We start from the raw sequence: 22,753 nt of genomic DNA, 5'->3' as shown, positions 1-22,753 counted from the left end.
CACGCGCCCAACACAGCGCCCCGGCAGGGGTTCCTTGGCGTTGACCGCTGCATATCCCCCGCGTATAGGCCCGCCCGCCGTCACGGCACCCCGAGAGGGGCGGAGTAGCTCAGCTGGTTAGAGCAGCGGAATCATAATCCGCGTGTCGGGGGTTCAAGTCCCTCCTCCGCTACCATTCGAAGTGCCAGGGGCGGCGTATTACAAACCCCGCATGGGAAGCATCATAGCCCGGTGCGTGCAGCCGAAAGGTCGCATGTTCCCGCTTCCCAGAGGATCAACCGGAAGGAATTATCCCTATGGCGAGCACGCTCGTCTCGATGCAGCAGCTGCTTGAAGCTGGCGCTCACTTCGGTCACCAGACCCACCGCTGGAACCCGCGCATGAAGCCGTACATCTTCGGCGATCGCAACGGCGTTCACATCATCGACCTGTCGCAGAGCGTTCCGCTGTTCGCTCGCGCGCTCGACTTCGTGCAGGGCACCGTCGCCCGCGGCGGCAAGGTGCTGTTCGTCGGCACCAAGCGCCAGGCGCAGGACGCCGTGGCCGAAGCCGCCGGCCGTTCGGGCCAGCACTTCGTCAACCATCGCTGGCTCGGCGGCATGCTGACCAACTGGAAGACCATCTCCAACTCGATCAAGCGCCTCAAGAGCCTTGAAGAGCAGCTCGGCAGCGACACCGCCGGCCTGACCAAGAAGGAAGTGCTCCAGCTGACCCGCGAGCGCGACAAGCTCGAGAAGAGCCTCGGCGGCATCCGTGACATGGGCGGCCTGCCCGACGTCATGTTCGTGATCGACACCAACAAGGAAGAGCTGGCGATCAAGGAAGCCAACGTCCTTGGCATCCCCGTCGTCGCGATCCTCGATTCCAACTCGAACCCCGAAGGCATTGCCTTCCCGGTTCCGGGCAACGACGACGCCAGCCGCGCCATTCGCCTCTACGCCGACGCGGTCGCCGAGGCGGCCACTTCGGGCAAGACCGGCAACCAGCAGCGCCAGGGCGTCGACATCGGCGCCATGTCCGAGCCGCCGGCCGAAGCCGCGCTCGAAGCGTAAGCCCTACACACTCCCCTCCCGTTCGCGGGAGGGGGCAGGGGTGCGTCTGTATTCATGGCGACGCACGAACCTGCTCTGGATCCCCACCCCCAGCCCTTCCCGCCAGCGGGAGGGGAGCGAAAGGTATTAGACATGGCTGACATCACGGCCGCGATGGTCAAGGAACTGCGCGAGCGCTCGGGCGCCGGCATGATGGACTGCAAGAAGGCGCTTGCCGAGAACAACGGCGACGTCGAAGCCTCGATCGACTGGCTGCGTGCCAAGGGCCTCGCCTCGGCGGGCAAGAAGGCCGGCCGCACCGCCGCTGAGGGCCTCGTCGGCGTTGCCGTTGAAGGCAACAAGGGCGTGGTCGTCGAAGTGAACTCGGAAACCGACTTTGTCGCCAAGAACGAGCAGTTCCAGAACTTCGTCCGTGACGTCACCAAGCTGGCGCTCGCCGGCAACGGCGACGTCGATGCGCTGAAGGCCGAGACGATGCCGTCGGGCAAGTCGGTCGAGGAAGCCCTGACCGAGAACATCGCCACCATCGGCGAGAACCAGAACCTGCGCCGCGCCAAGACGCTGAGCGTCGGTGAAGGCGCGGTCGTGGCTTATGTCCACAATGCCGCTGCCCCGGGCATGGGCAAGATCGGCGTGCTGGTCGCGATCGAGGGCGATGCCCCGGCCGAAAAGCTGCAGAGCCTTGGCAAGCAGATCGCGATGCACATCGCCGCCGCCAACCCGCTGGCGCTGACCGGCGAATCGATCGATCCGGCCGTGATCGAGCGCGAAGCCGCCATCGCCCGCGAAAAGAACGCCGACAAGATCGCCGGCAAGCCCGCCGATATCGCCGAGAAGATCCTCAAGGGTCCGGTCGACAAGTTCCGCAAGGAAAGCGCGCTGCTTACCCAGGCGGTGGTGTTCGATGGCAAGACCCCGGTGCAGGACTATGTCGCGGCGGAAGCCAAGGCGGCTGGCGGCTCGGCCACCATCGTCGACTTCGTCCGCTTCCAGCTGGGCGAAGGCATCGAAAAGGCGCAGAGCGACTTCGCGGCCGAAGTTGCTGCCGCTTCGGGCGTCAAGCAGGGCTAAGCTCCTCTCTCCCTCCTCGATGAGGGGGAGAAGATACTTCCCAAGCGGGCGGCGGCGCTTATAGAAGCGCTGCCGCCCGTTTCACATCCGAAAGACACGCAACCTCATGGCTCGCCGCTTCAACCGCATTCTCCTGAAGCTGTCGGGCGAGGCGTTGATGGGCCCCGGCCAGTTCGGGATCGACCCGGACACCGTCGCAGCGATGGCCGCCGAGGTGAAGGCCGCCAAGGAAGCCGGCTTCGAGCTGTGCCTGGTGATCGGCGGCGGCAATATCTTCCGCGGCATGGCCGGCGCCGCCAAGGGCATGGACCGGGCCCAGGCCGATTACATGGGCATGCTTGCGACCGTGATGAACGCGCTGGCGGTGCAGAACGCGCTGGAGCAGATCGGGGTCGACACCCGCGTCCAGAGCGCGATCAAGATGGACCAGGTGTGCGAGCCGGTGATCCGCCGCCGTGCCGAGCGCCATCTCGCCAAGGGCCGGGTGGTGATCTTCGCCGCCGGCGTCGGCTCACCCTATTTCACCACCGACACTGGCGCTGCGCTCCGCGCCGCCGAGATGAAGTGCAATGCCCTCTTCAAGGGCACCAGCGTCGACGGCGTCTATTCGGCCGACCCCAAGAAGGTGAAGGACGCCAAAAGGTTCGACACCATCGGCTTCGACAAGGTGCTTGCCGAGGATCTCAAGATCATGGACGCGGCTGCGGTCGCGCTGTGCCGCGACAATGATATTCCGATCGTCGTCTTCAACATCCGCGAGCCTGGCAACCTTGCCAAGGTGCTTGCGGGCGAGGGAGTTGCGACGATCGTTCAGGACCAGGAGGAACGACAAGATGCCAGCCTATGACAAGGCCGATGTGAAGCGCCGCATGGCGGGGTCGGTGGAAGCGCTCAAGGGCGATCTGGGCGGCCTTCGCACCGGCCGCGCCTCGACCGCGCTGCTCGATCCGATCCAAGTCGAAGTGTACGGCGCCAAGATGCCGCTCAACCAGGTCGCGACCGTCTCGGTCCCCGAGCCGCGGATGATCTCGGTGCAGGTGTGGGACAAGTCCAACCTCAATGCGGTGGAAAAGGCGATCCGTTCGGGCGGTCTCGGAATCAACCCGATCACCGACGGCCAGATGATCCGCCTGCCGATCCCCGACATGACCGAGGAGCGCCGCAAGGAGCTTGCCAAGCTGGTCAGCCAATATGCCGAAAAGGCCCGGATCGCCGCCCGCAACGTGCGCCGGGACGCGATGGACGCGCTGAAGACCGACGAGAAGAAGAAGGAAATCAGCGAGGACGAGCACAAGAAGCTCGACACCGAGGTCCAGAAGATCACCGACGACACGATCAAGGAGATCGATGCGGCGGCGGCGGCCAAGGAAAAGGAAATCCTCGGCAAGTGAGTTCGTCTACCCCGTTGGTGCCAGGCGACGTCGAGGCACGCGATTCCTCGTCGAAGCTCGGGGCTGGCGGGGCGGTAATTCCCCGCCACGTCGCGATCATCATGGACGGCAACGGGCGCTGGGCCACCCGGCGCTCGCTCCCGCGCGTCGCCGGCCACCGCGCAGGGGCCGAGGCGGTCCGCCGCACCATGCAGGCGGCGGTCGACAGCGGGGTCGAGGTCCTGACGCTTTACGCCTTCTCCAGCGAGAACTGGCGGCGCAGCGAGGACGAGGTCAGCGACCTCAAGGGCCTGATGCGCTTCTACCTCGAGCGCGAACTGGGCACCTTGCAGAAGGAAAAGGTCCGGCTGAAGCTGATCGGCGAGCCGGCGGCCTTCGGCAACGAACTTTACGATCGCCTCCAGCAGGCGGTCGAGGAAACGCAGGGCAATGACCGGCTGACCCTGGTCGTCGCGCTGAACTACGGCAGCCAGGGCGAGATTGCCGGGGCCGCGAAGGCGCTCGCGCTGGCGGCAAGGGACGGCACGCTGGACCCAGAGACGATCGACGTCGCGGCCATCGAGGGGCTGCTCCACACCCGCGACCTGCCACCGCTCGATCTCCTGATCCGCACCAGCGGCGAGGTGCGCTTGTCGAACTTCCTGCTGTGGCAGGCCGCTTATGCTGAACTGCACTTCGTCGATACGTTGTGGCCCGACTTCGATGAGGCGGCGTTCGGCTCGGCCCTGGCGGAGTTCGCCCGGCGTCAGCGGAGGTTCGGCGGGCGATGAGCGAGATCGCGCTTCGCACCATCACCGGCGTGCTGATGATCCTCACCGCGCTGACCGCCGAATGGTTCGGCGGGACGGCCTTCGCCATCCTGGTCGCCGGCGCCGCCACCGCCATCTATTACGAATGGGCCAAGATGGTCCGGGGCTGGGGGCTGAAGTGGCACCTCGGCGGCTTCGTCTTCGCCCTGCTGCCCGCCTTGTCCCTTCTATGGGTGCGCGAGCGGGCCGGTGATCCGCCGGGAAGCGAGGGCTTCGAACTGGTGCTGTGGGCGTTCATTGTCACCTGGAGCGCCGACATCGGGGCCTTCTTCACCGGCCGCACCTTCGGCGGGCCGAAACTGGCGCCGACCATCAGCCCCAACAAGACCATTTCCGGCCTGGTCGGCGGACTGATCTCGGCGACCCTGCTCGCCGGGATCTGGGCGCAAAGCCAGGATCTGCACTGGGGCTGGCTATGGCTTGCACCGTTGTTCGCTTTCGCCGCGGCGATCGGCGACCTGTTCGAAAGCTGGATGAAGCGGCAGGCGGGGGTCAAGGACAGCGGGCGCATCCTGCCTGGCCACGGCGGCGTGTTCGACCGCCTTGACGGGCTGGTGCCGGTGGCGGTGCTGACCGCCTTGGGCGTGGCGGCGGGTCTCGGCTGATGAAGAAGATCGCCATCCTCGGCGCCACCGGCTCGATCGGCACCTCGACCCTCGACCTGGTCGAAGCCGCGCCCGAGCGGTTCGAGGTAACCGCGGTGACGGCGTCCAGCAACATCGCCGAGCTCGCCGCCATCGCACGCCGGACGCGGGCCTCGCTGGCGGTGATCGCCGACGACAGCCGCCTGGGCGAGCTTCAGGCCGCGCTGGCCGGGACCGGGATCCGGGTCGCGGCAGGCGAGGGGGCGCTAGCCGAGGCCGCCGTTTCGGCCGACCTCGTGATTGCCGCCATCGTCGGCACCGCCGGGCTCGCGCCGGTAATGGCCGCGGTTCGAGCGGGCCGCACCATCGGTCTCGCCAACAAGGAGGCTCTGGTTTCCGCGGGCGCACTGATGATCGAAGAGGCCCGCCGCTCGGGCGCCGTCCTGCTGCCGATCGACAGCGAACATAACGCTATCTTCCAGTGCCTTGCGGGCCAGGATTGCGATAAAGTTGCAAGACTGATCCTGACCGCCAGCGGCGGGCCGTTCCGCACCCTCTCAGCCGCCGACATGGCCCGGGCCACCCCGGCGCAGGCGGTGGCGCACCCCAATTGGTCGATGGGCGCCAAGATCAGCGTCGACAGCGCGACCATGATGAACAAGGGGCTAGAGCTGATCGAGGCCCATCACCTGTTCGCTCTTCCGGAAGAGCGGATCGACATCGTCGTGCATCCCCAGTCGGTGATCCACAGCCTGGTCGAATATGCCGACGGGTCGATGCTGGCGCAGCTCGGCTCGCCCGACATGCGGGTCCCGATCGGCCACATCCTCGCCTGGCCCGAACGAATGGCGACCAAGGCCCGCCGCCTCGACCTGCTGGAGATCGCCAGGCTCGATTTCGAAGCCCCGGATCCCGGGCGTTTCCCGGCGCTTCGGCTCGCCCGCGAGACGCTTCGCCGCGGCGGTGCGGCGCCGCTGACCCTGAATGCTTCCAATGAGGTGGCCGTGGAGGCTTTTCTCCGCGGCGCCATTCACTTCGGTGACATCGCCGCCATCGTAGAGGAACAGCTTGACCGCATGGACCAACCGTTGCCCCCTTCGATCGACGACGTGCTCGCGCTCGATTCAGAAGTGCGCCGCACGACGCGCGAGGCGCTGAAGGTCACCGCGCACTGATGCTTGAAACGCCGCCCATCTGGTTCCTGGCGCTGGCCTTCCTCGGCGCGATCGGCCCGCTCGTCTTCATCCACGAGTTCGGCCACTACATCGTCGGCCGCTGGTTCGGGATCGGCGCCGAAACCTTTTCGATCGGGTTCGGCCGTGAAGTGGCGGGCTGGACCGACAAACGCGGGACTCGGTGGAAGGTCGGCTGGCTGCCCCTCGGCGGCTACGTCCGCTTCACCGGTGACATGAATCCGGCCAGCATGGGGCAGGATCTCGACAAGCTGAGCCCGGATCTTCGGGCCCGCAGCTTTCACGCCAAGCCCGTCTGGCAGCGTGCGCTGGTGGTGTTCGCCGGCCCCGCCGCCAATTTCCTCCTCGCCATCCTGATCTTTGCGGCGTTCATCGCGGTGAATGGCGCCCCGCGCACGCCGGCGGTGGTCGCCGCCGTGATGCCGGGCTCGCCAGCCGCTGCGATCGGGCTGGTCAAGGGCGACCGCGTCGTCGGCATCGACGGGCGGGAGATCCGTCGCTTCGATGACCTGGCCGACTACAGCCGGCTCCGCCCCGGCGAGGAAGTCGTGATCACCGTCGAGCGGGCGGGACGCAGCTTCACGGCCTCAACGCGCCTCGCTTCCGTCACCGAGGCCGACCGCTTCGGCCAGACCTATCGCGTCGGCCGCCTCGGCATCGCGACCGGCGAGCGGGTGTTCGAGCCGGTCCCGCCGCTGCAGCTCATCCCGGAAGCGGCGGGGATCACCTGGTCGACGATCGAGAACACCAGCGTCGGCCTGTGGCAGATCATCACCGGGCGTCGTCCGCTCGAGGAATTGGGCGGCCCGATCAAGATGGCGCAGGTCGCCGGGCAGGTCGCAAGCATCGGCTGGTTCGAATTCGTCCAGCTGATCGCCTTCTTCTCGATAAACCTCGGGTTCATCAACCTTTTGCCAGTTCCCATGCTCGACGGGGGTCATCTGGCGCTCTACGCGGTTGAGGCGACACGCCGTAAACCGCTTGGGGCTCAGGCGCAGGAGTGGCTGTTTCGCGGCGGATTCGCCGCCCTCATGACCTTGATGCTGGTGGCGACCCTCAACGACCTCTCGTCGGTAGGGCTGTGGCAGACATTGGGGCGATTGTTGGGCTGAGCTTGGCTTGAACAATATCGGTTGGCGCGGCAGGGGCCCGCGTCTAGTAGCGTCGCGGGTTTCTGTATGTGCCCGCAGACCGGGATTTCGGTCACCTCCATCCAGGCGGGGAACGAATACGTGAGTTCGAAAGGCGACAAGGTTTTGATCAACCGCATGAGGGCGTCACTTCTGCTTGGCACCATTGCTGGTGGCTGGGCGTCTCCGGTGCTTGCCCAGCAGGCCGCAGCGCCCGCTCCCGCAGCGGCGACTCAGCCGGCTCCAGCGGCTGCCGCGCCGACTGCGGCTGCACCGCAGCAAAGGGTGATCCGCTCGATCTCCGTGCGCGGCGCACAGCGCCTCGAGGCGGACACGGTGCGGTCCTATGCCGGCCTCAACCCGGGCGACACCTACGACACCGAAAAGCTCGATACCGCGATCAAGGCGCTCTACGAGACCGAACTGTTCGCCGACGCCCAGATCGAAGGGGCCGATACCGGCGCCATCGTGCTGGTGGTGCGCGAGAATCCGGTCATCAACCGCATCGTCCTGGAGGGCAACAAGCGGATCAAGGACGACAAGATCCTGCCCGAGATCCGGCTTGCGCCGCGGCAGATCTTCACCCGTTCCAAGGCCCGTTCGGACGTCGAGCGGATCATCGAGCTCTACAAGCGCCAGGGCCGCTTCGCTGCCCGCGTCGAACCCAAGGTCGTCACGCTCGACCAGAACCGCGTCGACCTCGTGTTCGAGGTGACCGAGGGCGACAAGTCCAAGGTTCGCGCGATCAACATCATCGGCAACGAGCAGTATGACGATGGCCGTCTCCGCAAGGAGATGTTCACTCGGGAGAGCGGCGGCTTCCTCGGCTTCCTCAAGTCGAACGACAGCTACGACCCCGATCGCCTCGCGGCCGACCAGCAGAAGCTGCGCGCTTTCTACCTGACGCAGGGCTATGCCGACTTCCGCGTGGTGTCGGCGCTTGCGGAACTGACGCCGGACCGCCGCGACTTCGTCATCACCTACGTCGTCGAGGAAGGCCCGCGCTACAAGTTCGGCGACATCACCGCCGAATCCGAACTGCGCGACTTCAAGCCGGACACGGTGGTCGCGCTTGCCGGGGTGAAGAAGGGCGACTGGTTCAACGCCAAGGCGGTCGAGGATGCGGTGACCCGCATGAACGAGGCCGCCGGCCTGCTCGGCTATGCGTTCACCGAGATCGATCCCAATTACGAGCGCAATGCCGAGACGCGGACCATGGGCATCGCGTTCCGGGTCGGTGAAACCCCGCGTACCTACGTCGACCGCATCAACGTGTCGGGCAATACCGGCACCCGCGACAAGGTCGTCCGCCGCGAATTCCGCGTTAACGAGGGCGACGCCTTCAACACCCTCAAAGTGAAGCGCAGCCAGGACCGCATCCAGAGCCTCGGCTATTTCCAGGAAAAGCTGGAGATCAAGCAGGAGCAGGTCGCTCCCGACCGGGTCGCGCTGAACGTCGAGGTTGAGGAGAAGCCGACCGGCCAGCTGCAGCTGTCGGCGGGCTATTCGAGCCTCGAGCGGTTCATCCTCGCGGCGAGCGTCGAACAGAACAACTTCCGTGGCATGGGCCAGTCGCTGTCCGCCGGGATCAACTATTCGCGCTATTCGAAGTCGGTCCAGCTCGGCTTCACCGAGCCCTATCTGTTCGACAAGCAGATCCTGCTCGGCGGCCAGATATATCGCCGCGACTTCAACAGCTTCAACTTCGTCGGCAACGAGCGCAACCGGACCTACAGCCAGAACCAGACGGGCGGTGGCCTGTCGCTCGGGTTCCCGGTCAACGAGTTCATCAACTTCGGTACCCGCTACACGCTGAACTTCGATGACATCAGCCTTGCCAACCGGCCCGAATTCTTCACCAACGGCGCCTGCGATCCGCTCAAGGCGGGCCAGTATCTGTGCGATGAAATCGGCAAGCGCGTGACCTCGCTGGTCGGCTACAGCCTGGTGTTCGACAACACCAACGGCATCCGTGCCACCCGCGGCCAGCGGCTGGGCTTCAGCCAGGACTTCGCCGGTCTCGGCGGCGACGTGAAGTATGTCCGCTCGCGGGCGGAAGGCACCAAATACTGGGGCATCGGAAGCGGTTTCGTTCTCTCGGCACGGGCCGAGGGCGGCTACATCCATCCGTTGCAGAAGGCGGTCCGGGCCGGGCTCGATCCGATCCGGATTTCCGACCGCTTCTTCACTCCGCAGCTGCGCGGCTTCGACATCCGCGGCATCGGTCCGCGCATCCGCCGCACCAGCTACACCGCCGACGCCTCGGCGCTCGAGGACGAAGGCCAGATCACCGACGCGCTCGGCGGCCGCGCTTATTACATGGGCCGGCTCGAGCTCGAGATCCCGCTCGGGGCGGGTGCCCGCAACCTTGGGCTGAGGCCGTCGGCGTTCGTCGACGTCGGTTCGCTGTTCAAGCTGCGCCAGCCCAACCTGCTCGATATTCCGGGCACCTGCTTCTACGTGCCCAACGACACCACCACCACGGCGCCGACGCCGCAGGCGCTATTGCCGGGCCAGACCAGCGCCAATTGCGCTGCTGCCCCGACCAACACCACGCTCAGCTTCGCTCCCGGCTACCGGGAGGAATATCTCGGCAACAGCGCCAAGCCCCGTCTTTCGATCGGCGTGGGCGTCAACTGGACCTCGCCGTTCGGCCCGCTCCGCATCGACCTTGCCAAGGCGCTGCTGAGCCAGGACGGCGACGACACCAAACTCTTCCAATTCAACGTAGGGACTGCATTCTGATGACCAACAAGCTTGTTCTCGGCCTTCTTGCGGCCACTGCCGTTGCCACGCCCGCCGCTGCGCAGCGCCTGCCGGCCGCCGTCGTGGCGGTGGTCGACAGCGGCCGCATCTATGCCGAGTGCACCGCCTGCCGCGCCGCGCTGACCCAGCTGCAGAGCCAGGCCACCGCCCTCCAGACCCGCCAGCAGGCGCTGGCCGCCCCGATCCAGACCGAAGGTCAGGCGATCGAGGCCGCCATCAACGCGCTTCCGGCCGCCCAGCGCCAGAACCCGCCGGCCGCGCTTCAGCAGCGCGTGCAGCGCTGGCAGCAGTCGCAGCAGACCGCCAACCAGGAGCTGCAGGGCCTCCAGACCCGCCTCCAGTCGACGCAGGCGCACGTCCGCCAGCAGCTCGACGCCCGGCTCGGTCCGATCATCAATCAGGCGATGGTGGCCCGCGGTGCCAACATCGCGGTCGATACCGATGCCACGCTCGCCCGCGCCAACGGTGTGGACATCACCAACGATGTCCTGACCGCGCTCAATGCGCAGGTGCCGTCGGTCAGCGTCACGCCGCTTCCGCAGCAGGCGCAGCCGGCACAGCCGCGCCCGACGGGCCGCTAAGCCTTGAGCGACGGGGACAGCACCGCCGTGCCGCAGACGCGGGACATCCGCCAGGTCATGGCGGCGCTGCCCCATCGCTATCCGATGCTGCTCGTCGACCGGGTCGCCGAACTCGTGCTCGACGAGCGCATCACCGCCATCAAGGCGGTCAGCATCAACGAGCCGTTCTTCGCGGGGCACTTCCCGGGACGGCCGATCATGCCGGGCGTGCTGATCGTCGAAGCGCTGGCGCAGGCCGCCGGCGTGCTTGCGGTCGAGAGCCTCGGCCTCGCGGGCTCGGGCAAGCTCGTCTACTTCATGGCCATCGACGGGGCCAAGTTCCGCACCCCGGTCGAGCCGGGCTGCCTGCTCGAGCTCAAGGTCAGCTTCGTCCAGAAGCGCTCGTCCGTGTGCAAATTTGCAGGGCAGGCCGTTGTCGGTGGCAAGCTTGCGGCCGAGGCCAATTTCACGGCGATGATCGCCGATCCGCCGAAGGATTGAGCGTCCAGCCGGTCCCGTCCGGCTCCACTTCGAACACCTCGGCGAAGCGGGGCGAGGCGAGCAGGTCGCCGGGCGTTTCCTCGGAAACCAGCCTCCCTGCGTCGAGCATCCAGACGCGGTCGAACCGGCCCAATTGGGACAGGTCGTGAAGCGCCATGACGATGGCGGTGCCGTCCTGCGCCACCTCTTCCAGATAGTTCAGCGTCCGTAACACCCAGGCCGGATCGAGGTTGGACAGCGGCTCGTCGAGCAGCAGCAGGCGCGGGCGGGCGGCGAGCGCCCGGCCGAGCAGGGCGCGGGCTCGTTCCCCCGTCGACAGGCGATCGATCGGGCGGTCCGCAAGTTCGCCGAGCCGCAAGCGCTCGAGCAAGTCCTCCACCCGCGTTGGATCCGGAGTCGCCAGTCCAAGGGCAATCACGTCGCGGACCGGGATGGGCCAGCGCACGTCCCGGCTCGCCGGAAGGAAGGAGATCAGCTGCGGGCGCCTCGCGGGCGGTACGGCGACAAGCGCTTCGCCGCCGACCGTCACGGCACCCTGACCTTCGATCCCTGCGAGGGCCCTCAACAGCGTCGTTTTGCCGCTGCCGTTGGGGCCGATCACCGCGATCCGCTCGCCAGCGGACACGTGGACCCGCGTTTCGGCCAGGCGCGGAGGAAGCGCGACGGAGGCTTCAAGCAGCGGCGTCATGACGTCAGCTTTCCGCGCATGCCCAGCAGCACCCACAGGAAGATGGGCGTGCCGAGGCTGGCGGTGATGACCCCGAGGGGAATGGTTCGGCCGAGCGGTGCCAGTCTGGTCAGGAGGTCGGCCGCCACCAGGATCGTCGCCCCGATCAGCGCCGCCGGCAGCATGGCGCGACCAGGGTGGCCGCGGGTCAAGCGCCGCGCCAGCACGGGGGCGATCAGGCCGACGAAGCCGACCGCGCCGCACACCGCGACGCAAGCGCCGACCGCGATCGCGGAGAGCAGGACGACCTCCATCCGTAGCCGCTCCGGTGCAAGGCCCATCGACGCCGCGACGTCCTCTCCGAGCGCGAGCCGGTCGAGTGCCCCGCTGCGGCGTGCCAATAGCGCCGAGGCGATGGCCGCCGGTACCAGCGCCGCCGCGGCCTGGCCCAGGCTGCGATCGACAAGGCTTCCCATCAGCCAGTCGAACGCTTCGTAAAAGGCGAAGGGGGAAGGGGCGAGGGCAAGGGCAAGGCTTGTCACCGCGCCGGCGGCAAGGCTGATGGCGAGACCGGCAAGGAGCAGGGTGGCTGCATCCGGTCGCCGTCCGGCCACCGCGAATAGCAGCAGCAGTGCAAGCGCCGCTCCGGTCGCCCCGCTGGCGCCCATCGCAAGCGGTGTCGCAAGGCCAAGGAAGGTCGACCCCACGACTGCGCCGAGCGCCGCACCGCTGCTTGCGCCGGTGATGTCGGGCGAGGCGAGGGGGTTGGCGAACAGGGCCTGCAGCGCTGCTCCGGTCAGGCCGAGCACCGCGCCGTAGCCAAGGCCCAGCAGCAGCCGCGGCAGCCGCAGTTCGACCAGGATCAGTCTTGCAAGCTCATCCGGTCCGCTGAGCGGCGCCAGCGGCAGCAGCATCGCCGCCGCGCACAGCGCCAGCGGGAGGATGATCAGAGATGGAGTCAGGAGCAGCCTCAACGGCTCGCCCTCAGTGCCCGCAACCGCTCGACCTCGGCAAGCATGGGCAAGCCGCCACAGGTCCAGGGCCGGCCGTCGGTCACGAGGGTTCGCGGGGCGAGGCGCCGGACGACGGGATGGTCGAGCCAGGCGGCTCCTCGGCTGGCCTGGTCGGCGCGATAATCGCTTCGGATCAGCCACCTGGGCGGCGTCGTTACGAGAATTTCGAGACCGAGGCGGCTGTTCGCCAAGGCCGGCTGACGGAAGCCGGCGAGCCGCAGCCACGACGCACCAAGCCCTTGCGGCGACAGGCTGATACCGCCGCCGCCCACGAATGCGCCGTCCTCCAGGGCGGGCTGGGAGGACTCGAGGCGCGCGAGTTGCTGGCGGTAAGGCCTGGCAGCGGCGGGGCGCTGCAGGAGCGCGGCCACCTGCGCCGCTTGCGCGACCACTTCGGCCGGGCTGGACGGATATTCCAGCTCCACCAGGCGCGCCCCGAAGCGGCGGGCCAGCGCCTGCCGCGCCCCACCGCTTCCGCCCATCGTCAGGATCAGCTGCGGTCGCAGGGCCAGCACGCTTTCCAGCTTGCCGTCGTTTGCCCGGTACGAACGCGCCGTGCGCCACAGGGCCGTCTCGCGGGGCGAGTGGCCCAGGTGGCTGACCGAGACAATCTGCCGCGGCTCGCCAAGCAGCAGCAGCAGCTCGTCGGTGCACAGGTTGAGGGAGGCGACCCGAAGCGCCGCGTCAGCGGCGTGGACCAAGGCGGATGCCGGCAAAAAGGCTCCTCCCTTCCGCGCGATAGCCGACCACGTCGACGACCCTCCGATCGAAGGCATTGGCGACGCGCCCGAAGAGTTCGACCCCGGGCGTCACTTGGTAGCCGAGCCGGGCACTCGCCAGCCAGTGGGACGGCAACCGCACCAGCGGCGAGGGGAACAGGTCGAAGTCACGGTCGAGCCGGGTACCGGTATAGCTCAGCGCCGCTCCATAAGTGAGGCGCCCTGCGGAGCCGTCGGCTGCAACTGACCCGCTGTGCCGCGGCCGCCTGAGTTCCCGCCCTGCGGGCTCCGCCGCATCGAGATAGGCGTAGGTGGCGGACAGGTTCAGCCACTCGCCGCCGCTCCACCCAGCTTCCAGTTCGACCCCGTCGCGCCTGCTCCGGCCACTGGCGTTGACCGCGGAGGTGAAGTCGGGGCTGGCGACGATCTCGTCACGAAGACGCTGGCGGTAGGCCGTTATCGCCGCCCGCCACGGCCCGCTGACCGCACGCAGGGATAGCTCGCCGCCGCGGCTGCGTTCGGGCTTCAGGGCGGGATTGCCAACGTAGCTGCCCGGGAAAAAGCCGTAGAGGTCGAAGAAGGTCGGCTGGGCGATGCCTTCGCCCCAGCTTCCGGCAAGCTGCAGGCCGCCGCCGAGCGCGATCAGCGCGCCCGCGCGGAAGGTCATGGCGTCGCGAAACGCGCTGAAGGCATCGTGACGCAGGGCGAGGGTCGCGACGACGGGGCCGGCTTCCCCGCGATATTCCGCGGTCAGCGCCGTCTGGTCACGCTTGCGGCGCTGGTTGGTGAAGCCGCCGTAGACGGTGTCGGACGCGGTGAAGCGCTCGCCGGTCCATTCTCCAGCAACGGTCAGGCGGCTGGCGACTCCGGCCGCGGCGAAGTCGCGCCCTGCCTCGGCGGTCAGCGTGTCGCGGCGGCCGCTGGTGCGGTTCTGCTCGATCTTCGCAAGGAGGTTGCGGTTGCGCGAGCCCAGGCGGGAGACGCCAAGCGCCAGCTTCCAGCCGTCGGCATCGAAGCGTGCGCCAAGACGTGCCGCCGCCAGCCGGTTGCGCGTGGAATTGGCGGTGTCGGCACGCAGGAAAGTAGCGGGGTCCGATCCGTCGAACTCGCTCTTAGAAGCGATGCCGAAGCCGGACGCGGACAAGGTGAGGGGCCCCGCCGTCCAGTCCACCCGCCCGCGCAGGACGGCGTTGCGGTAGCCGTCGCGGTCGCCGGGTCCACCGGCAAAGGCATTGATCCCGCGCGCGCCCTGAATGCCGCCGCCGAGGCCGACGCTCACGTCGCCTTCGCGATAGCCGGCCGAGCCGCCGATCCGGCCGAAGCGTTGGCTGCCCGCCTCCGCCACGGCACTGAAATCGTCGCGCGGCTGGGCACTGAGCGCCACCACGCCGCCGATCGCCTCGCTGCCCCACAAAGCCGACTGCGGGCCGCGCACGATCTCGATCCGGTCGGCGAGGTCGGCGGAGAGCAATTCGAAGCGCGGCTCGTTGCCGGCTGCGGGGTCGTTGGCGCGTATACCGTCGACGAACAGGAGGGTGTGGTTGGCCTCCGCGCCGCGCAGCCGGACCTGGGTCAGCGAACCCGCGGGGCCGGCGACCGACAGGCTCGCCGACGGCGTCAGGCGAAGCAGGGTCGCGAGCAGCGGCTCACCGAGCCGTTCCACCGTGACCGGCTCGATCAGGCTGACGCTGGCCGCGGACTTGTCCCGCGATTCGCCGCCCCTCGCGGCCGTGACGATGATGGTTTCCGCCGCCGGGGGCGGAGGAGGGAGGTCGGTCAGAAACAATTGGGCACTCCTTGCAACGACTGGACACATGCAAGTCGTCGCGGAGGCTGCTGCCACGTCTTCCGCCTGGCCCCGGACGGTTGATCGGACGACGGTTCAGGCCGAGTATCGGACTTGCCAGCCACAGGGGGCGGCACACCGTTCCGGGCAGAGCGCCGGGATCGCACCGGCTTCCTCGGGTCTGAACCCGCCGCGCTTGTCCGTCGCCGTGGCCCGCCTTGTCAAGCTAAGCCGTCTTCGCTAGGGGGCGGCGACCTTTTCAAGGCTGGTCGGAACCAGCCACATCCACGAGGAAATTATCCATGAAGAGCGGGACGCACCCCGATTATCACTTCATCACCGTCGAGATGACCGACGGCACGAAGTACCAGACCCGTTCGACCTGGGGCAAGGAAGGCGACACCCTTCACCTCGACATCGATCCGACCGCTCACCCGGCCTGGACCGGCGGCACCGGCAAGATGCTCGACGCCGGTGGCCAGGTGGCGCGCTTCAACAAGCGCTTCGGCGGCCTGTCGCTCGGCAAGAAGTAAGTCGGCCTCTCACCGATGACGAAAGGACGCCCGGCTCCAACCCTGGAGACCGGGCGTCTTCGTTTGCGCGGCTGGCGGCGGGAGGACTTCCGCCCTTATCACGCAATCATGTCCGAGCCCGCGGTGCACCGCTTCTTCGGGCCCGAACCGATGGGCGAGGAAGAATGCTGGCGCCGTATCTGCGCGGCGACGGGCAACTGGCTGCTGAACGGCTTCGGCGGCATGGCGGTCGAGCGGCTGAGCGACGGCAAGCTGGTCGGCAACGTCGGCCTGTTCACGGCAAGGCGCGCGATCGAGCCGCAGTTCGGCGACGAGCCCGAGATGGGCTGGATCTTCGCCACCGAAACCCACGGCACCGGAATGGCACACGAGGCGAACACCGCTTTGCTGGCCTGGGCCGAGGCGACCTTGCCGCCGCAGCACATCTGGGCGATCATCAGCGAAGGCAATGAGCCGAGTTTCAAGCTGGCGGCAAAACTCGGCTTCAAGCCCTTGCATCAGGTCGATTATCACGGACCGACGAAGGTCCTTCAGCGCCCTAGCTGGTAGCCGCCGCCCGGCGCTCCGCGTCCAGTTTCGTAAGCGCCTTGCGATCCGGTTTTCCGATCATCGTGCGGGGAAGGTCGTCGAGGATTTCGATGGCGACCGGCCGCTCATGCTTGCCGACGCGCTGACACAAGGCCTTCATCAGCGTCTCCGCTGACGTCTCGACTCCATCGTGGAGGACGGCAAAGGCCTTGGGACGCTCGCCGACCCGGTCGTCGGGCACGGCGATGACGAGCGCTTCCTTGATGGCGGCGTCCTTCAGCAGCGCGGCCTCGACCTGGCTCGGGAAGACCTTGAAGCCGCCGACATTGATCATGTCCTTGGACCGATCGACCAGCCGGAGATAGCCGCCCGGCTCGACGAAGCCGAGGTCGCCCGTGTGCAGCCAGCCGTCGGCAAGCGGCTCTGGCCTACCCTCCGCCGCACGCCAGTAGCCGGTCATCACCTGCGGACCGCGGATCAGGATCTCGCCGGTTTCCTCCGCTCCGAGAACGCGGTCGGGGGCGTCAGGATCGGCGATACGTATCTCGGTGCCGGGCAGGGGGATCCCGGCCGTCCCGGCACGGGTTTCGCCCACGTAGGGGTTCACCGACACCACGCCGCTGGTTTCGGTCAGGCCATAGCCTTCGAGCACGCGAGCCCCGGTTGCGGTCTCGAACCGATCCTTCAGCGCCGACGTCATGGCGGCGCCGCCTGAAAAGCACTGCTGCACGCTTGCGAAGCTGGTTTTCGCGACATCGGGATGGTCGATCATGGCCTGGTACATGGCGGGGACCCCGGCGAGGTCGGTAAGGCGATTGCGGCGGATGGCGGCGAGTGCTTCCCCGGCTTCGAAGCGGGCGAGGAGGGTGATCGTCCCGCCCGAAATGATGCTGCGATTGAGGATGCAGCTGTTGGCGAAGATATGGAACAGCGGCAGCGCGCCGAGGACGCGGCCTTCGCGTTTGGGGTGGCCGGGATCAATGGCGGCGAGTTGCTCGGCATTGGCGGTGAGGTTGGCGTGCGTCAGCGCCGCGCCCTTTGGCACGCCGGTGGTGCCGCCGGTATATTGGAGAAGGGCGATCGCCGACGGATCGACGGCAGGAAGTGGTCGCTGCTCGCCGGGCCACAGGAGCGTGCTCCACGCCGAGATGCGCCCGTCACCGGGAAGGCGCTGACGCTCCTTGCGCTTCAGCAGGCGGAAGCCGAGCGCCTTGGCTGCCGGCAGCACCTCGGGAAGATTGCCGACGACCAGATGATTCAGCAGGCCCTCGTCGAGCAAGCGCTGCATCGGCGGCCACAGCTTGGCGAGGTCGAGGCAGACCATGATCTCGGTGCCCGAATCGCGGGCCTGGAACGCGACTTCCTCTGGCGAGTAGAGCGGCGAGAAATTGACCACGGTCGCGCCCGCCAGCAGGGCGCCATAATAAGCGATGGGGTAATGGGGCGTGTTCGGAAGGAACAGGCCGACCCGGTTGCCGGGCGTCACGCCAAGATCGAGAAAACCCTGCGCAGCGGCCATCGCTTCGCGAAGCAGCGCCTCATAGGTCCAGGTCCGGCCCATGAAGTCGAGCGCGATGCGGTCGCCGAACCGCCCGGCGCTGCGAACGAGGAGCTGGGGAACCGGGATCGCTTCGGGCCGCCAGCCGGGGGCGACCGGGTGGCCTGGCTTGCCTGCTTCGAACTTCACCGGCTTTCTCCCCGCCCACGGCACTTGTCACTTACAACAATGTAAGTGGGATAGGGTTTCGAACCGCCGCCGACAACTCAGATCGAACGGGCGATCAACTCCTTCATGATTTCACTGGTGCCGCCATAGATGCGCGTGACCCGGGCATCGCGCCACAGACGCGCGATCGGATATTCGTTCATGTAGCCGGCGCCGCCGTGAAGCTGGAGCGAGGTATCGCAGGCGGCGAACTGAAGCTCCGAATGGAACAGCTTTGCAGCGCTTGCTTCCGCCGGCGTGAGCTTGCCTTCCAGATGCCGCGCGATCGCCCAGTCGAGGTGTGCCCAGCCGACCTGCAACCGGGTCTTGAGGTCGGCCAGCGTGAAGCGGGTGTTCTGGAATTCGAACACGCTCTTGCCGAACGCCTTGCGGTCCTTGGTGAACTCGAGCGCCAGGTCGAACGCGCGCTGGGCGGCGGCCTGGCACTGGACCGCAATCGACAGGCGTTCCTGCGGAAGCTGGTTCATCAGCATGGCGAAACCGCCATTCTCCGCCCCGAGGAGGCGATCGGCGGGAAGCGGAACTTCATCGAAGAAGAGTTCGGAGGTGTCGTTGCCGTGAAGCCCGATCTTGTCGAGGTTGCGGCCGCGGCTGAACCCCTCGTCGCCGGTCTCGACGAGGAAGAGCGAGATGCCGCGAGCGCCACCTTCCTCGGTGGTGCGGGCGCAGACGATGACGAGGTCGGCCGCCTGGCCGTTGGTGATATAGGTCTTGGAGCCCGACAGCCGCCACCCGTTGCCCGACTTGCGGGCAATCGTCTTCATGCCCTGGAGGTCGCTTCCGGCGCCCGGCTCGGTCATCGCAATGGCGGTGATCGCCTCGCCCGAAACCATCCGGGGCAGCCATTTCTTCTTTTGCTCCTCGTTGCCGTAGGCGAGGACGTAGTCGGCGACGATGTCGCTCTGCAGCGACCAGCCGACGGCGCTGCCGGCGTAGGACGCTTCTTCCGAGACAATGGCGTTGAAGCGGAAATCGAGGCCGAGGCCGCCATATTCCTCCGGCACGGTGGGGCACAGCATGCCCGCTTCGCCCGCGCGCAGCCACGCCTCGCGCTCCACGATTCCTTCGCGTTCGTGCCGGTCAGTATCGAGCGTTTCGACCACCCGCCGCACCGTGTCGCGGAAGGAATCATGCTCTGACTCGAACAGGGTCCGGGTCGAGGTGTCCAGCATTTCGATCTCCCTTGCGTTTGCACCAGCCTAGGCGCCAAGGCGGCAAAGGAAAGGGGATCGAATGGCCGGTGCGCTCGAAGGATTGACGATCATCGAGATGGCCGGGCTCGGACCCGGGCCGTTCGCCGCGATGATGCTGGCCGATCATGGCGCCCGGGTGATCCGGGTCGAACGGCCGGGCAACCTGTCGGTCCCGAACGATCCGCTGACCCGCAATCGTGAAAGCATCGCGCTCGACCTGCGGCAGGAGGAAGGGCGCGGCATCGTCCGCCGCCTTGCGGGAAAGGCGGACGGCTTGATCGAGGGCTATCGGCCCGGAGTGATGGAGCGGCTTGGGCTCGGACCCGAGCAGCTTCTCGGCGAGAACCCGCGCCTGGTCTATGGGCGGGTGACGGGGTGGGGCCAGTCCGGCCCGCTGGCGCAGGACGCCGGACATGACATCAATTACCTTGCGATCACCGGGCTGCTGTCCTGCATCGGCGAGGCGGATCGCCCGCCCGCCGTGCCGCTCAACCTCGTCGCGGACTATGCCGGCGGCGGCCTGATGCTGGCGTTCGGGATGCTGGCCGGACTGATCGCGGCACAGCGGACGGGGCAGGGCCAGGTGGTCGATGCCGCGATGACCGACGGCGCGGCGCTGACCGGGGCGATCATCTACGGGCTTCGCGCGGCCGGCCTGTGGCGCGACGAGCGGCAGGCGAACCTGCTCGACGGCGGTGATCCCATCTACGGCTGCTATCGCTGCGCCGACGGCAAGGACATTGCGGTCGGGGCGATCGAACCGCAGTTTCGCGCTGCGCTGTACGACGGGCTTGGCCTTCCGTCGGGCGCGGATCGCCCGGCGATCGCCGCGGCCTTCGCCACGCGGCCCCGCGATGCGTGGGTCGGCCATTTCGCGGGCAAGGAAGCCTGCGTCGCGCCGGTGCTGGGCCTCGGCGAAGCGCCGGCCCACCCGCACAATCGCGAGCGAGGGACTTTCTTCGACCTCGATGGCGTGGTTCAGCCGCGCCCGGCGCCAAGGCTCGAAGGCACGCCGCCGCCACCGCCTCGTGCCCCGCATGATGAGGGAGCCGACGGCGCTGCGATCCTTGCCGAATGGGGCTGGCCAGAGGCCGACGTGGCGGAACTGAGAGCGCGCAAGGTGTTGCTGTGAACCCGCAATTCGAAACCATGAAGGTCAGCATCTTCGAGGAGATGAGCCTTGCCGCCGCCCGGCATGGCGCACTGAACCTGGGCCAGGGCTTTCCCGACTTCGGCTGGCCCGACCCCCTGCTCGACGAAGCCGCGCGGCTGGTGCGGGAGGGAAGCAACCAATATCCGCCCTCGCGCGGCCTCCCGGTGCTGCGCGAGGCGCTGACGGCCTTTTATGCCGATCGACAGGGCCTCACGCTCACGCCGGAGCAATTCGTCGTGACCAGCGGTGCCACCGAAGCGATCGCCGCCGTGCTGCTCGCCGCGCTCGAGCCCGGCGACGGCGCAATCGTCATCGCGCCGGCCTACGATGCCTACGCGCCGTTGATCCGGCGGGCAGGCGGGCACGTGCAGGAGGTCGTTCTGCGTCCGCCGACCTGGCAGGTCGACCGCGCGTCGCTCGAAGCGGTGATCACGCCGGCGACCCGCCTGCTGGTCGTCAACAATCCGCACAATCCGACCGGCCGGCTGCTCGATGCCAGGGAGCTGCAGCTGCTGGCCGACGTGGCCCGCGAGCATGACCTCCTGATCCTCAGCGACGAGGTCTGGGAGGAGGTGCTGGCACCGGGCGTGCGGTTCACCTCGCTCGCCTCGATCGCACCCGAGCGGACCATCAAGGTCGGTTCGGCGGGCAAGATCTTCTCGCTGACCGGTTGGAAGGTGGGCTGGGCGGCGGGCCCGGCGGAACTGGCGAGCGTGATCGCCCGTGCCCACCAGTATCTGACCTTCGCCACTCCGCCCCATCTGCAGGCTGCGGTCGCGTTCGGGCTTGGCCACGGCGAATGGCTCGATGGGCCGCGCCACGGGTTTGCACGCGCCCGGCAGCGGCTTGCTGAGGGGCTGGAGCGTGCCGGTTATGCCCTGCTGCCGAGCGAGGGCACTTATTTCCAGTGCGTCGACCTCAGGGCATCGGGCATCGGCCTCGACGACCGTGCGTTCGCGACGCTTGCGGTCGAGCAGGCCGGCATTGCGGTCATTCCCTTGTCCCCGTTCACCGAGGGCGAACCGGAACGCGGTTTGGTGCGGCTGTGCTTTGCCAAGCGCGACGAGACAATCGATGGGGCGATCGCGGCGATGGCAACGGCCCGCCAGCTGGCCCTGACCATCTAAGCCTTGATCCGCCGGGGTTCTTCCTGCGGCGGGCGGATCAGCAGCTTCCACCGCCGCTTGTGCCGGCTTGCCCAGGCGACCAGCTCGCCGGCTTCCAGCGGATGGGCGACGAGGTAACCCTGGATGAGATCGCAGCCGAGGTCGCGCAGCGCGGCCAGTTGCTCCACCGTCTCGACGCCCTCGGCGGTGACCTGGAGCCCCAGCCCGTGGGCGAGTTCGATCACCGAGCGGACGATGACCTGGTCGTCGCGGCTGGTCGGCAGGTCGGTGACGAACTGGCGATCGATCTTGATCTCGTTGAACGGCAGCTTGCGAAGCTGGATCAGGCCCGAATAGCCGGTGCCGAAATCGTCCAGCGCCAGCCCCACGCCCTTGATCCGGAAGCGGGTCAGGGTGTCCATCAGGTTGATCAGCGGCTGCGTCGCGCCTTCGGTCAGCTCAAGCACCAGCCGGTCAACGGGCACGTCGAGCGCCCGGCAAAGCCGTTCGACCAGGTCGGGAAAGTCGAGCTGTTCGAGGCTCATGGCGGAGATGTTGACCGCCACCGACGTGTCGAGGCCGGCGTTCTTCCACACCCGCCACTGGCGAAGCGCCGTGCGCAGGGCCCATTGGGTCAGGCCGTCGATCAGGCCATGCATTTCGGCCAGCGGCACGAAGCGGGCAGGGGGCACCGCGCCAAGCTCCGGGTGGGTCCAGCGCATCAAGGCTTCGACCCGCACCAGCGACCCGTCCAGTGCATCGACCTTGGGTTGATAGGCGAGCCGCAGCCCGCCTTGCCGGAGCGCCCGCTCAAGCTCGTCGAGCAGCCGCACGTCTTCCTTGTTCACCCGACTCGGCCTGGGTTCAACGACAGCAGGAGGTTTTCGAGATCCTCGAGGCGCACCGGCTTTTCGAGCGGACCGGCCATCAGCAGGCCGAGTTCGGTACCGAGCCTGAAGGCACTTTCGAGCACGCGCCGGTCGAATCCGGAAACGATCAGCACCGGGCCGGTGAAGTCGTGATCGGCAAGAAACCGCAGATACTCGACCCCATCGGTATTGGGCATGCCAAGGTCCAGCACCACCACTTCGGGCCGCGCTGCGCCGAAGGCGGCGACGAAGCTCGCCTGCTCGGCGGCGATGGTCGGCTCGAATCCGGTCATCCTGGCCGCTGCCGCCATGTAGTCGGCAAGCGCGGGTTCGTCGTCGATAAGCAACAGGCGGGGCAGTTCTGGCATTGTTGCCACCCCTTCAAGCCTTTGCTTCAGACTTG

Annotated in this window: 23 protein-coding genes, 1 tRNA gene and 1 riboswitch; of the genes, 16 read left to right on the top strand and 8 right to left on the bottom strand. The window is 67.6% G+C overall.

From position 1 onward, the window contains the following. Positions 1-98 precede the first annotated feature (98 nt). The 12 genes from GGQ97_RS10535 to fabZ all read left to right on the top strand — a co-directional run bounded on the left by GGQ97_RS10535 (position 99) and on the right by fabZ (position 11,057). Positions 99-175, top strand: a tRNA-Met gene (locus GGQ97_RS10535). Positions 176-296: 121 nt separating this feature from the next. Next, complete coding sequence (rpsB, locus tag GGQ97_RS10530; protein WP_168069393.1) at positions 297-1,052, top strand: 30S ribosomal protein S2; 756 nt, start codon at positions 297-299, stop codon at positions 1,050-1,052. 132 nt (positions 1,053-1,184) lie between these two features. Continuing rightward, entirely contained in the window at positions 1,185-2,123 is a 939-nt protein-coding gene (gene tsf, locus GGQ97_RS10525) for a translation elongation factor Ts (protein ID WP_168069391.1), read from the top strand. Positions 2,124-2,229: 106 nt separating this feature from the next. After that, a complete protein-coding gene (gene pyrH, locus GGQ97_RS10520) occupies positions 2,230-2,970 on the top strand; it encodes a UMP kinase (protein ID WP_168069389.1) in 741 nt (246 codons plus the stop codon). After that, the gene (frr, locus tag GGQ97_RS10515; protein ID WP_168069387.1) at positions 2,957-3,514 is read left to right on the top strand and encodes a ribosome recycling factor; all 558 of its coding nucleotides are present in this window, start codon (positions 2,957-2,959) and stop codon (positions 3,512-3,514) included. The genes pyrH and frr overlap by 14 nt, the downstream gene beginning before the upstream one ends. 101 nt (positions 3,515-3,615) lie before the next feature. After that, positions 3,616-4,284, top strand: a complete 669-nt coding sequence (gene uppS / locus GGQ97_RS10510) for a polyprenyl diphosphate synthase (protein ID WP_168070979.1) — start codon at positions 3,616-3,618, stop codon at positions 4,282-4,284. Next, a complete protein-coding gene (locus GGQ97_RS10505) occupies positions 4,281-4,928 on the top strand; it encodes a phosphatidate cytidylyltransferase (protein ID WP_168069385.1) in 648 nt (215 codons plus the stop codon). Before uppS ends, GGQ97_RS10505 begins: the two co-directional genes overlap by 4 nt. Further along, positions 4,928-6,082 (top strand): 1-deoxy-D-xylulose-5-phosphate reductoisomerase, encoded by a 1,155-nt coding sequence (locus GGQ97_RS10500; protein ID WP_168069383.1) that lies wholly within the window; start codon positions 4,928-4,930, stop codon positions 6,080-6,082. Before GGQ97_RS10505 ends, GGQ97_RS10500 begins: the two co-directional genes overlap by 1 nt. Next, on the top strand, positions 6,082-7,212 hold the full coding sequence (locus GGQ97_RS10495; protein WP_168069381.1) for a M50 family metallopeptidase: 1,131 nt from the start codon (positions 6,082-6,084) through the stop codon (positions 7,210-7,212). The genes GGQ97_RS10500 and GGQ97_RS10495 overlap by 1 nt, the downstream gene beginning before the upstream one ends. 156 nt (positions 7,213-7,368) lie before the next feature. Beyond that, positions 7,369-9,975 carry an outer membrane protein assembly factor BamA gene (gene bamA / locus GGQ97_RS10490; protein WP_168069379.1) on the top strand — a complete coding sequence of 869 codons (2,607 nt, stop codon included), beginning with the start codon at positions 7,369-7,371 and terminating at the stop codon, positions 9,973-9,975. Then, a complete protein-coding gene (locus GGQ97_RS10485; RefSeq protein ID WP_168069377.1) occupies positions 9,975-10,577 on the top strand; it encodes an OmpH family outer membrane protein in 603 nt (200 codons plus the stop codon). The genes bamA and GGQ97_RS10485 overlap by 1 nt, the downstream gene beginning before the upstream one ends. Positions 10,578-10,634: 57 nt before the next feature. Continuing rightward, on the top strand, positions 10,635-11,057 hold the full coding sequence (fabZ, locus tag GGQ97_RS10480) for a 3-hydroxyacyl-ACP dehydratase FabZ (RefSeq protein ID WP_168070977.1): 423 nt from the start codon (positions 10,635-10,637) through the stop codon (positions 11,055-11,057). On the opposite strand, the gene GGQ97_RS10475 is transcribed toward fabZ, so the two are convergent. Genes GGQ97_RS10475 through GGQ97_RS10460 form a run of 4 tightly spaced genes read right to left on the bottom strand, consistent with a single transcriptional unit; the run spans position 11,023 to position 15,242 of the window. Beyond that, positions 11,023-11,745: an ATP-binding cassette domain-containing protein gene (locus GGQ97_RS10475; RefSeq protein ID WP_168069375.1), complete on the bottom strand. Its 723-nt coding sequence runs from the start codon at positions 11,743-11,745 to the stop codon at positions 11,023-11,025. The two genes, fabZ and GGQ97_RS10475, sit on opposite strands and share 35 nt — an antisense overlap. Next, positions 11,742-12,698: a FecCD family ABC transporter permease gene (locus GGQ97_RS10470; RefSeq protein WP_245197938.1), complete on the bottom strand. Its 957-nt coding sequence runs from the start codon at positions 12,696-12,698 to the stop codon at positions 11,742-11,744. Before GGQ97_RS10470 ends, GGQ97_RS10475 begins: the two co-directional genes overlap by 4 nt. Then, entirely contained in the window at positions 12,695-13,453 is a 759-nt protein-coding gene (locus GGQ97_RS10465) for an ABC transporter substrate-binding protein (RefSeq protein WP_168069373.1), read from the bottom strand. The genes GGQ97_RS10470 and GGQ97_RS10465 overlap by 4 nt, the downstream gene beginning before the upstream one ends. Then, a complete protein-coding gene (locus GGQ97_RS10460; protein ID WP_168069371.1) occupies positions 13,422-15,242 on the bottom strand; it encodes a TonB-dependent receptor plug domain-containing protein in 1,821 nt (606 codons plus the stop codon). The genes GGQ97_RS10465 and GGQ97_RS10460 overlap by 32 nt, the downstream gene beginning before the upstream one ends. Before the next feature lie 83 nt (positions 15,243-15,325). Beyond that, positions 15,326-15,473: riboswitch (cobalamin riboswitch) on the bottom strand. Between the two features lie 71 nt (positions 15,474-15,544). Between GGQ97_RS10460 and rpmE the strand changes: the two genes are divergently transcribed. Then, positions 15,545-15,775 carry a 50S ribosomal protein L31 gene (gene rpmE, locus GGQ97_RS10455; protein WP_168069369.1) on the top strand — a complete coding sequence of 77 codons (231 nt, stop codon included), beginning with the start codon at positions 15,545-15,547 and terminating at the stop codon, positions 15,773-15,775. A 15-nt stretch (positions 15,776-15,790) separates the two neighbouring features. Then, on the top strand, positions 15,791-16,324 hold the full coding sequence (locus tag GGQ97_RS10450) for a GNAT family N-acetyltransferase (protein WP_280740510.1): 534 nt from the start codon (positions 15,791-15,793) through the stop codon (positions 16,322-16,324). Here GGQ97_RS10450 and GGQ97_RS10445 read toward each other — a convergent pair. Then, complete coding sequence (locus GGQ97_RS10445) at positions 16,314-17,990, bottom strand: AMP-binding protein (RefSeq protein WP_342448518.1); 1,677 nt, start codon at positions 17,988-17,990, stop codon at positions 16,314-16,316. The two genes, GGQ97_RS10450 and GGQ97_RS10445, sit on opposite strands and share 11 nt — an antisense overlap. A 77-nt stretch (positions 17,991-18,067) precedes the next feature. Next, complete coding sequence (locus GGQ97_RS10440) at positions 18,068-19,201, bottom strand: acyl-CoA dehydrogenase family protein (RefSeq protein ID WP_168069365.1); 1,134 nt, start codon at positions 19,199-19,201, stop codon at positions 18,068-18,070. Positions 19,202-19,262: 61 nt separating this feature from the next. On the opposite strand from GGQ97_RS10440, the gene GGQ97_RS10435 reads away from it, so the two are divergent. Both GGQ97_RS10435 and GGQ97_RS10430 read left to right on the top strand, forming a co-directional pair. Further along, positions 19,263-20,354 (top strand): CaiB/BaiF CoA transferase family protein, encoded by a 1,092-nt coding sequence (locus GGQ97_RS10435; protein WP_168069363.1) that lies wholly within the window; start codon positions 19,263-19,265, stop codon positions 20,352-20,354. Further along, entirely contained in the window at positions 20,351-21,502 is a 1,152-nt protein-coding gene (locus GGQ97_RS10430; RefSeq protein WP_342448517.1) for an aminotransferase class I/II-fold pyridoxal phosphate-dependent enzyme, read from the top strand. The genes GGQ97_RS10435 and GGQ97_RS10430 overlap by 4 nt, the downstream gene beginning before the upstream one ends. On the opposite strand, the gene GGQ97_RS10425 is transcribed toward GGQ97_RS10430, so the two are convergent. Both GGQ97_RS10425 and GGQ97_RS10420 read right to left on the bottom strand, forming a co-directional pair. Next, positions 21,499-22,329 (bottom strand): EAL domain-containing protein, encoded by an 831-nt coding sequence (locus GGQ97_RS10425; RefSeq protein ID WP_168069361.1) that lies wholly within the window; start codon positions 22,327-22,329, stop codon positions 21,499-21,501. The genes GGQ97_RS10430 and GGQ97_RS10425 overlap by 4 nt on opposite strands. Continuing rightward, complete coding sequence (locus GGQ97_RS10420; protein WP_168069359.1) at positions 22,326-22,718, bottom strand: response regulator; 393 nt, start codon at positions 22,716-22,718, stop codon at positions 22,326-22,328. The genes GGQ97_RS10425 and GGQ97_RS10420 overlap by 4 nt, the downstream gene beginning before the upstream one ends. Positions 22,719-22,753 lie beyond the last annotated feature (35 nt).

It is taken from the genome of Sphingomonas kaistensis, assembly GCF_011927725.1.
In the GTDB taxonomy this organism is placed as follows: Bacteria; Pseudomonadota; Alphaproteobacteria; order Sphingomonadales; family Sphingomonadaceae; genus Sphingomicrobium; species Sphingomicrobium kaistense.
Note: the sequence above shows the minus strand (reverse complement) of the source record. Positions and strands in the feature narration are given on the sequence as shown.

What these genes read in the sequence shown, in the direction of transcription:
- bamA (WP_168069379.1), top strand. Translation starts at nt 7,369, where the DNA reads ATGAGGGCGTCACTTCTGCTTGGCACCATTGCTGGTGGCTGGGCGTCT.
- rpmE (WP_168069369.1), top strand. Translation starts at nt 15,545, where the DNA reads ATGAAGAGCGGGACGCACCCCGATTATCACTTCATCACCGTCGAGATG.
- GGQ97_RS10485 (WP_168069377.1), top strand. Translation starts at nt 9,975, where the DNA reads ATGACCAACAAGCTTGTTCTCGGCCTTCTTGCGGCCACTGCCGTTGCC.
- pyrH (WP_168069389.1), top strand. Translation starts at nt 2,230, where the DNA reads ATGGCTCGCCGCTTCAACCGCATTCTCCTGAAGCTGTCGGGCGAGGCG.
- GGQ97_RS10440 (WP_168069365.1), bottom strand. Translation starts at nt 19,201, where the DNA reads ATGCTGGACACCTCGACCCGGACCCTGTTCGAGTCAGAGCATGATTCC.
- GGQ97_RS10435 (WP_168069363.1), top strand. Translation starts at nt 19,263, where the DNA reads ATGGCCGGTGCGCTCGAAGGATTGACGATCATCGAGATGGCCGGGCTC.
- GGQ97_RS10475 (WP_168069375.1), bottom strand. Translation starts at nt 11,745, where the DNA reads ATGACGCCGCTGCTTGAAGCCTCCGTCGCGCTTCCTCCGCGCCTGGCC.
- rpsB (WP_168069393.1), top strand. Translation starts at nt 297, where the DNA reads ATGGCGAGCACGCTCGTCTCGATGCAGCAGCTGCTTGAAGCTGGCGCT.
- GGQ97_RS10505 (WP_168069385.1), top strand. Translation starts at nt 4,281, where the DNA reads ATGAGCGAGATCGCGCTTCGCACCATCACCGGCGTGCTGATGATCCTC.
- uppS (WP_168070979.1), top strand. Translation starts at nt 3,616, where the DNA reads ATGGACGGCAACGGGCGCTGGGCCACCCGGCGCTCGCTCCCGCGCGTC.
- fabZ (WP_168070977.1), top strand. Translation starts at nt 10,635, where the DNA reads ATGGCGGCGCTGCCCCATCGCTATCCGATGCTGCTCGTCGACCGGGTC.
- frr (WP_168069387.1), top strand. Translation starts at nt 2,957, where the DNA reads ATGCCAGCCTATGACAAGGCCGATGTGAAGCGCCGCATGGCGGGGTCG.
- GGQ97_RS10420 (WP_168069359.1), bottom strand. Translation starts at nt 22,718, where the DNA reads ATGCCAGAACTGCCCCGCCTGTTGCTTATCGACGACGAACCCGCGCTT.
- GGQ97_RS10500 (WP_168069383.1), top strand. Translation starts at nt 4,928, where the DNA reads ATGAAGAAGATCGCCATCCTCGGCGCCACCGGCTCGATCGGCACCTCG.
- GGQ97_RS10495 (WP_168069381.1), top strand. Translation starts at nt 6,082, where the DNA reads ATGCTTGAAACGCCGCCCATCTGGTTCCTGGCGCTGGCCTTCCTCGGC.
- GGQ97_RS10450 (WP_280740510.1), top strand. Translation starts at nt 15,791, where the DNA reads ATGACGAAAGGACGCCCGGCTCCAACCCTGGAGACCGGGCGTCTTCGT.
- tsf (WP_168069391.1), top strand. Translation starts at nt 1,185, where the DNA reads ATGGCTGACATCACGGCCGCGATGGTCAAGGAACTGCGCGAGCGCTCG.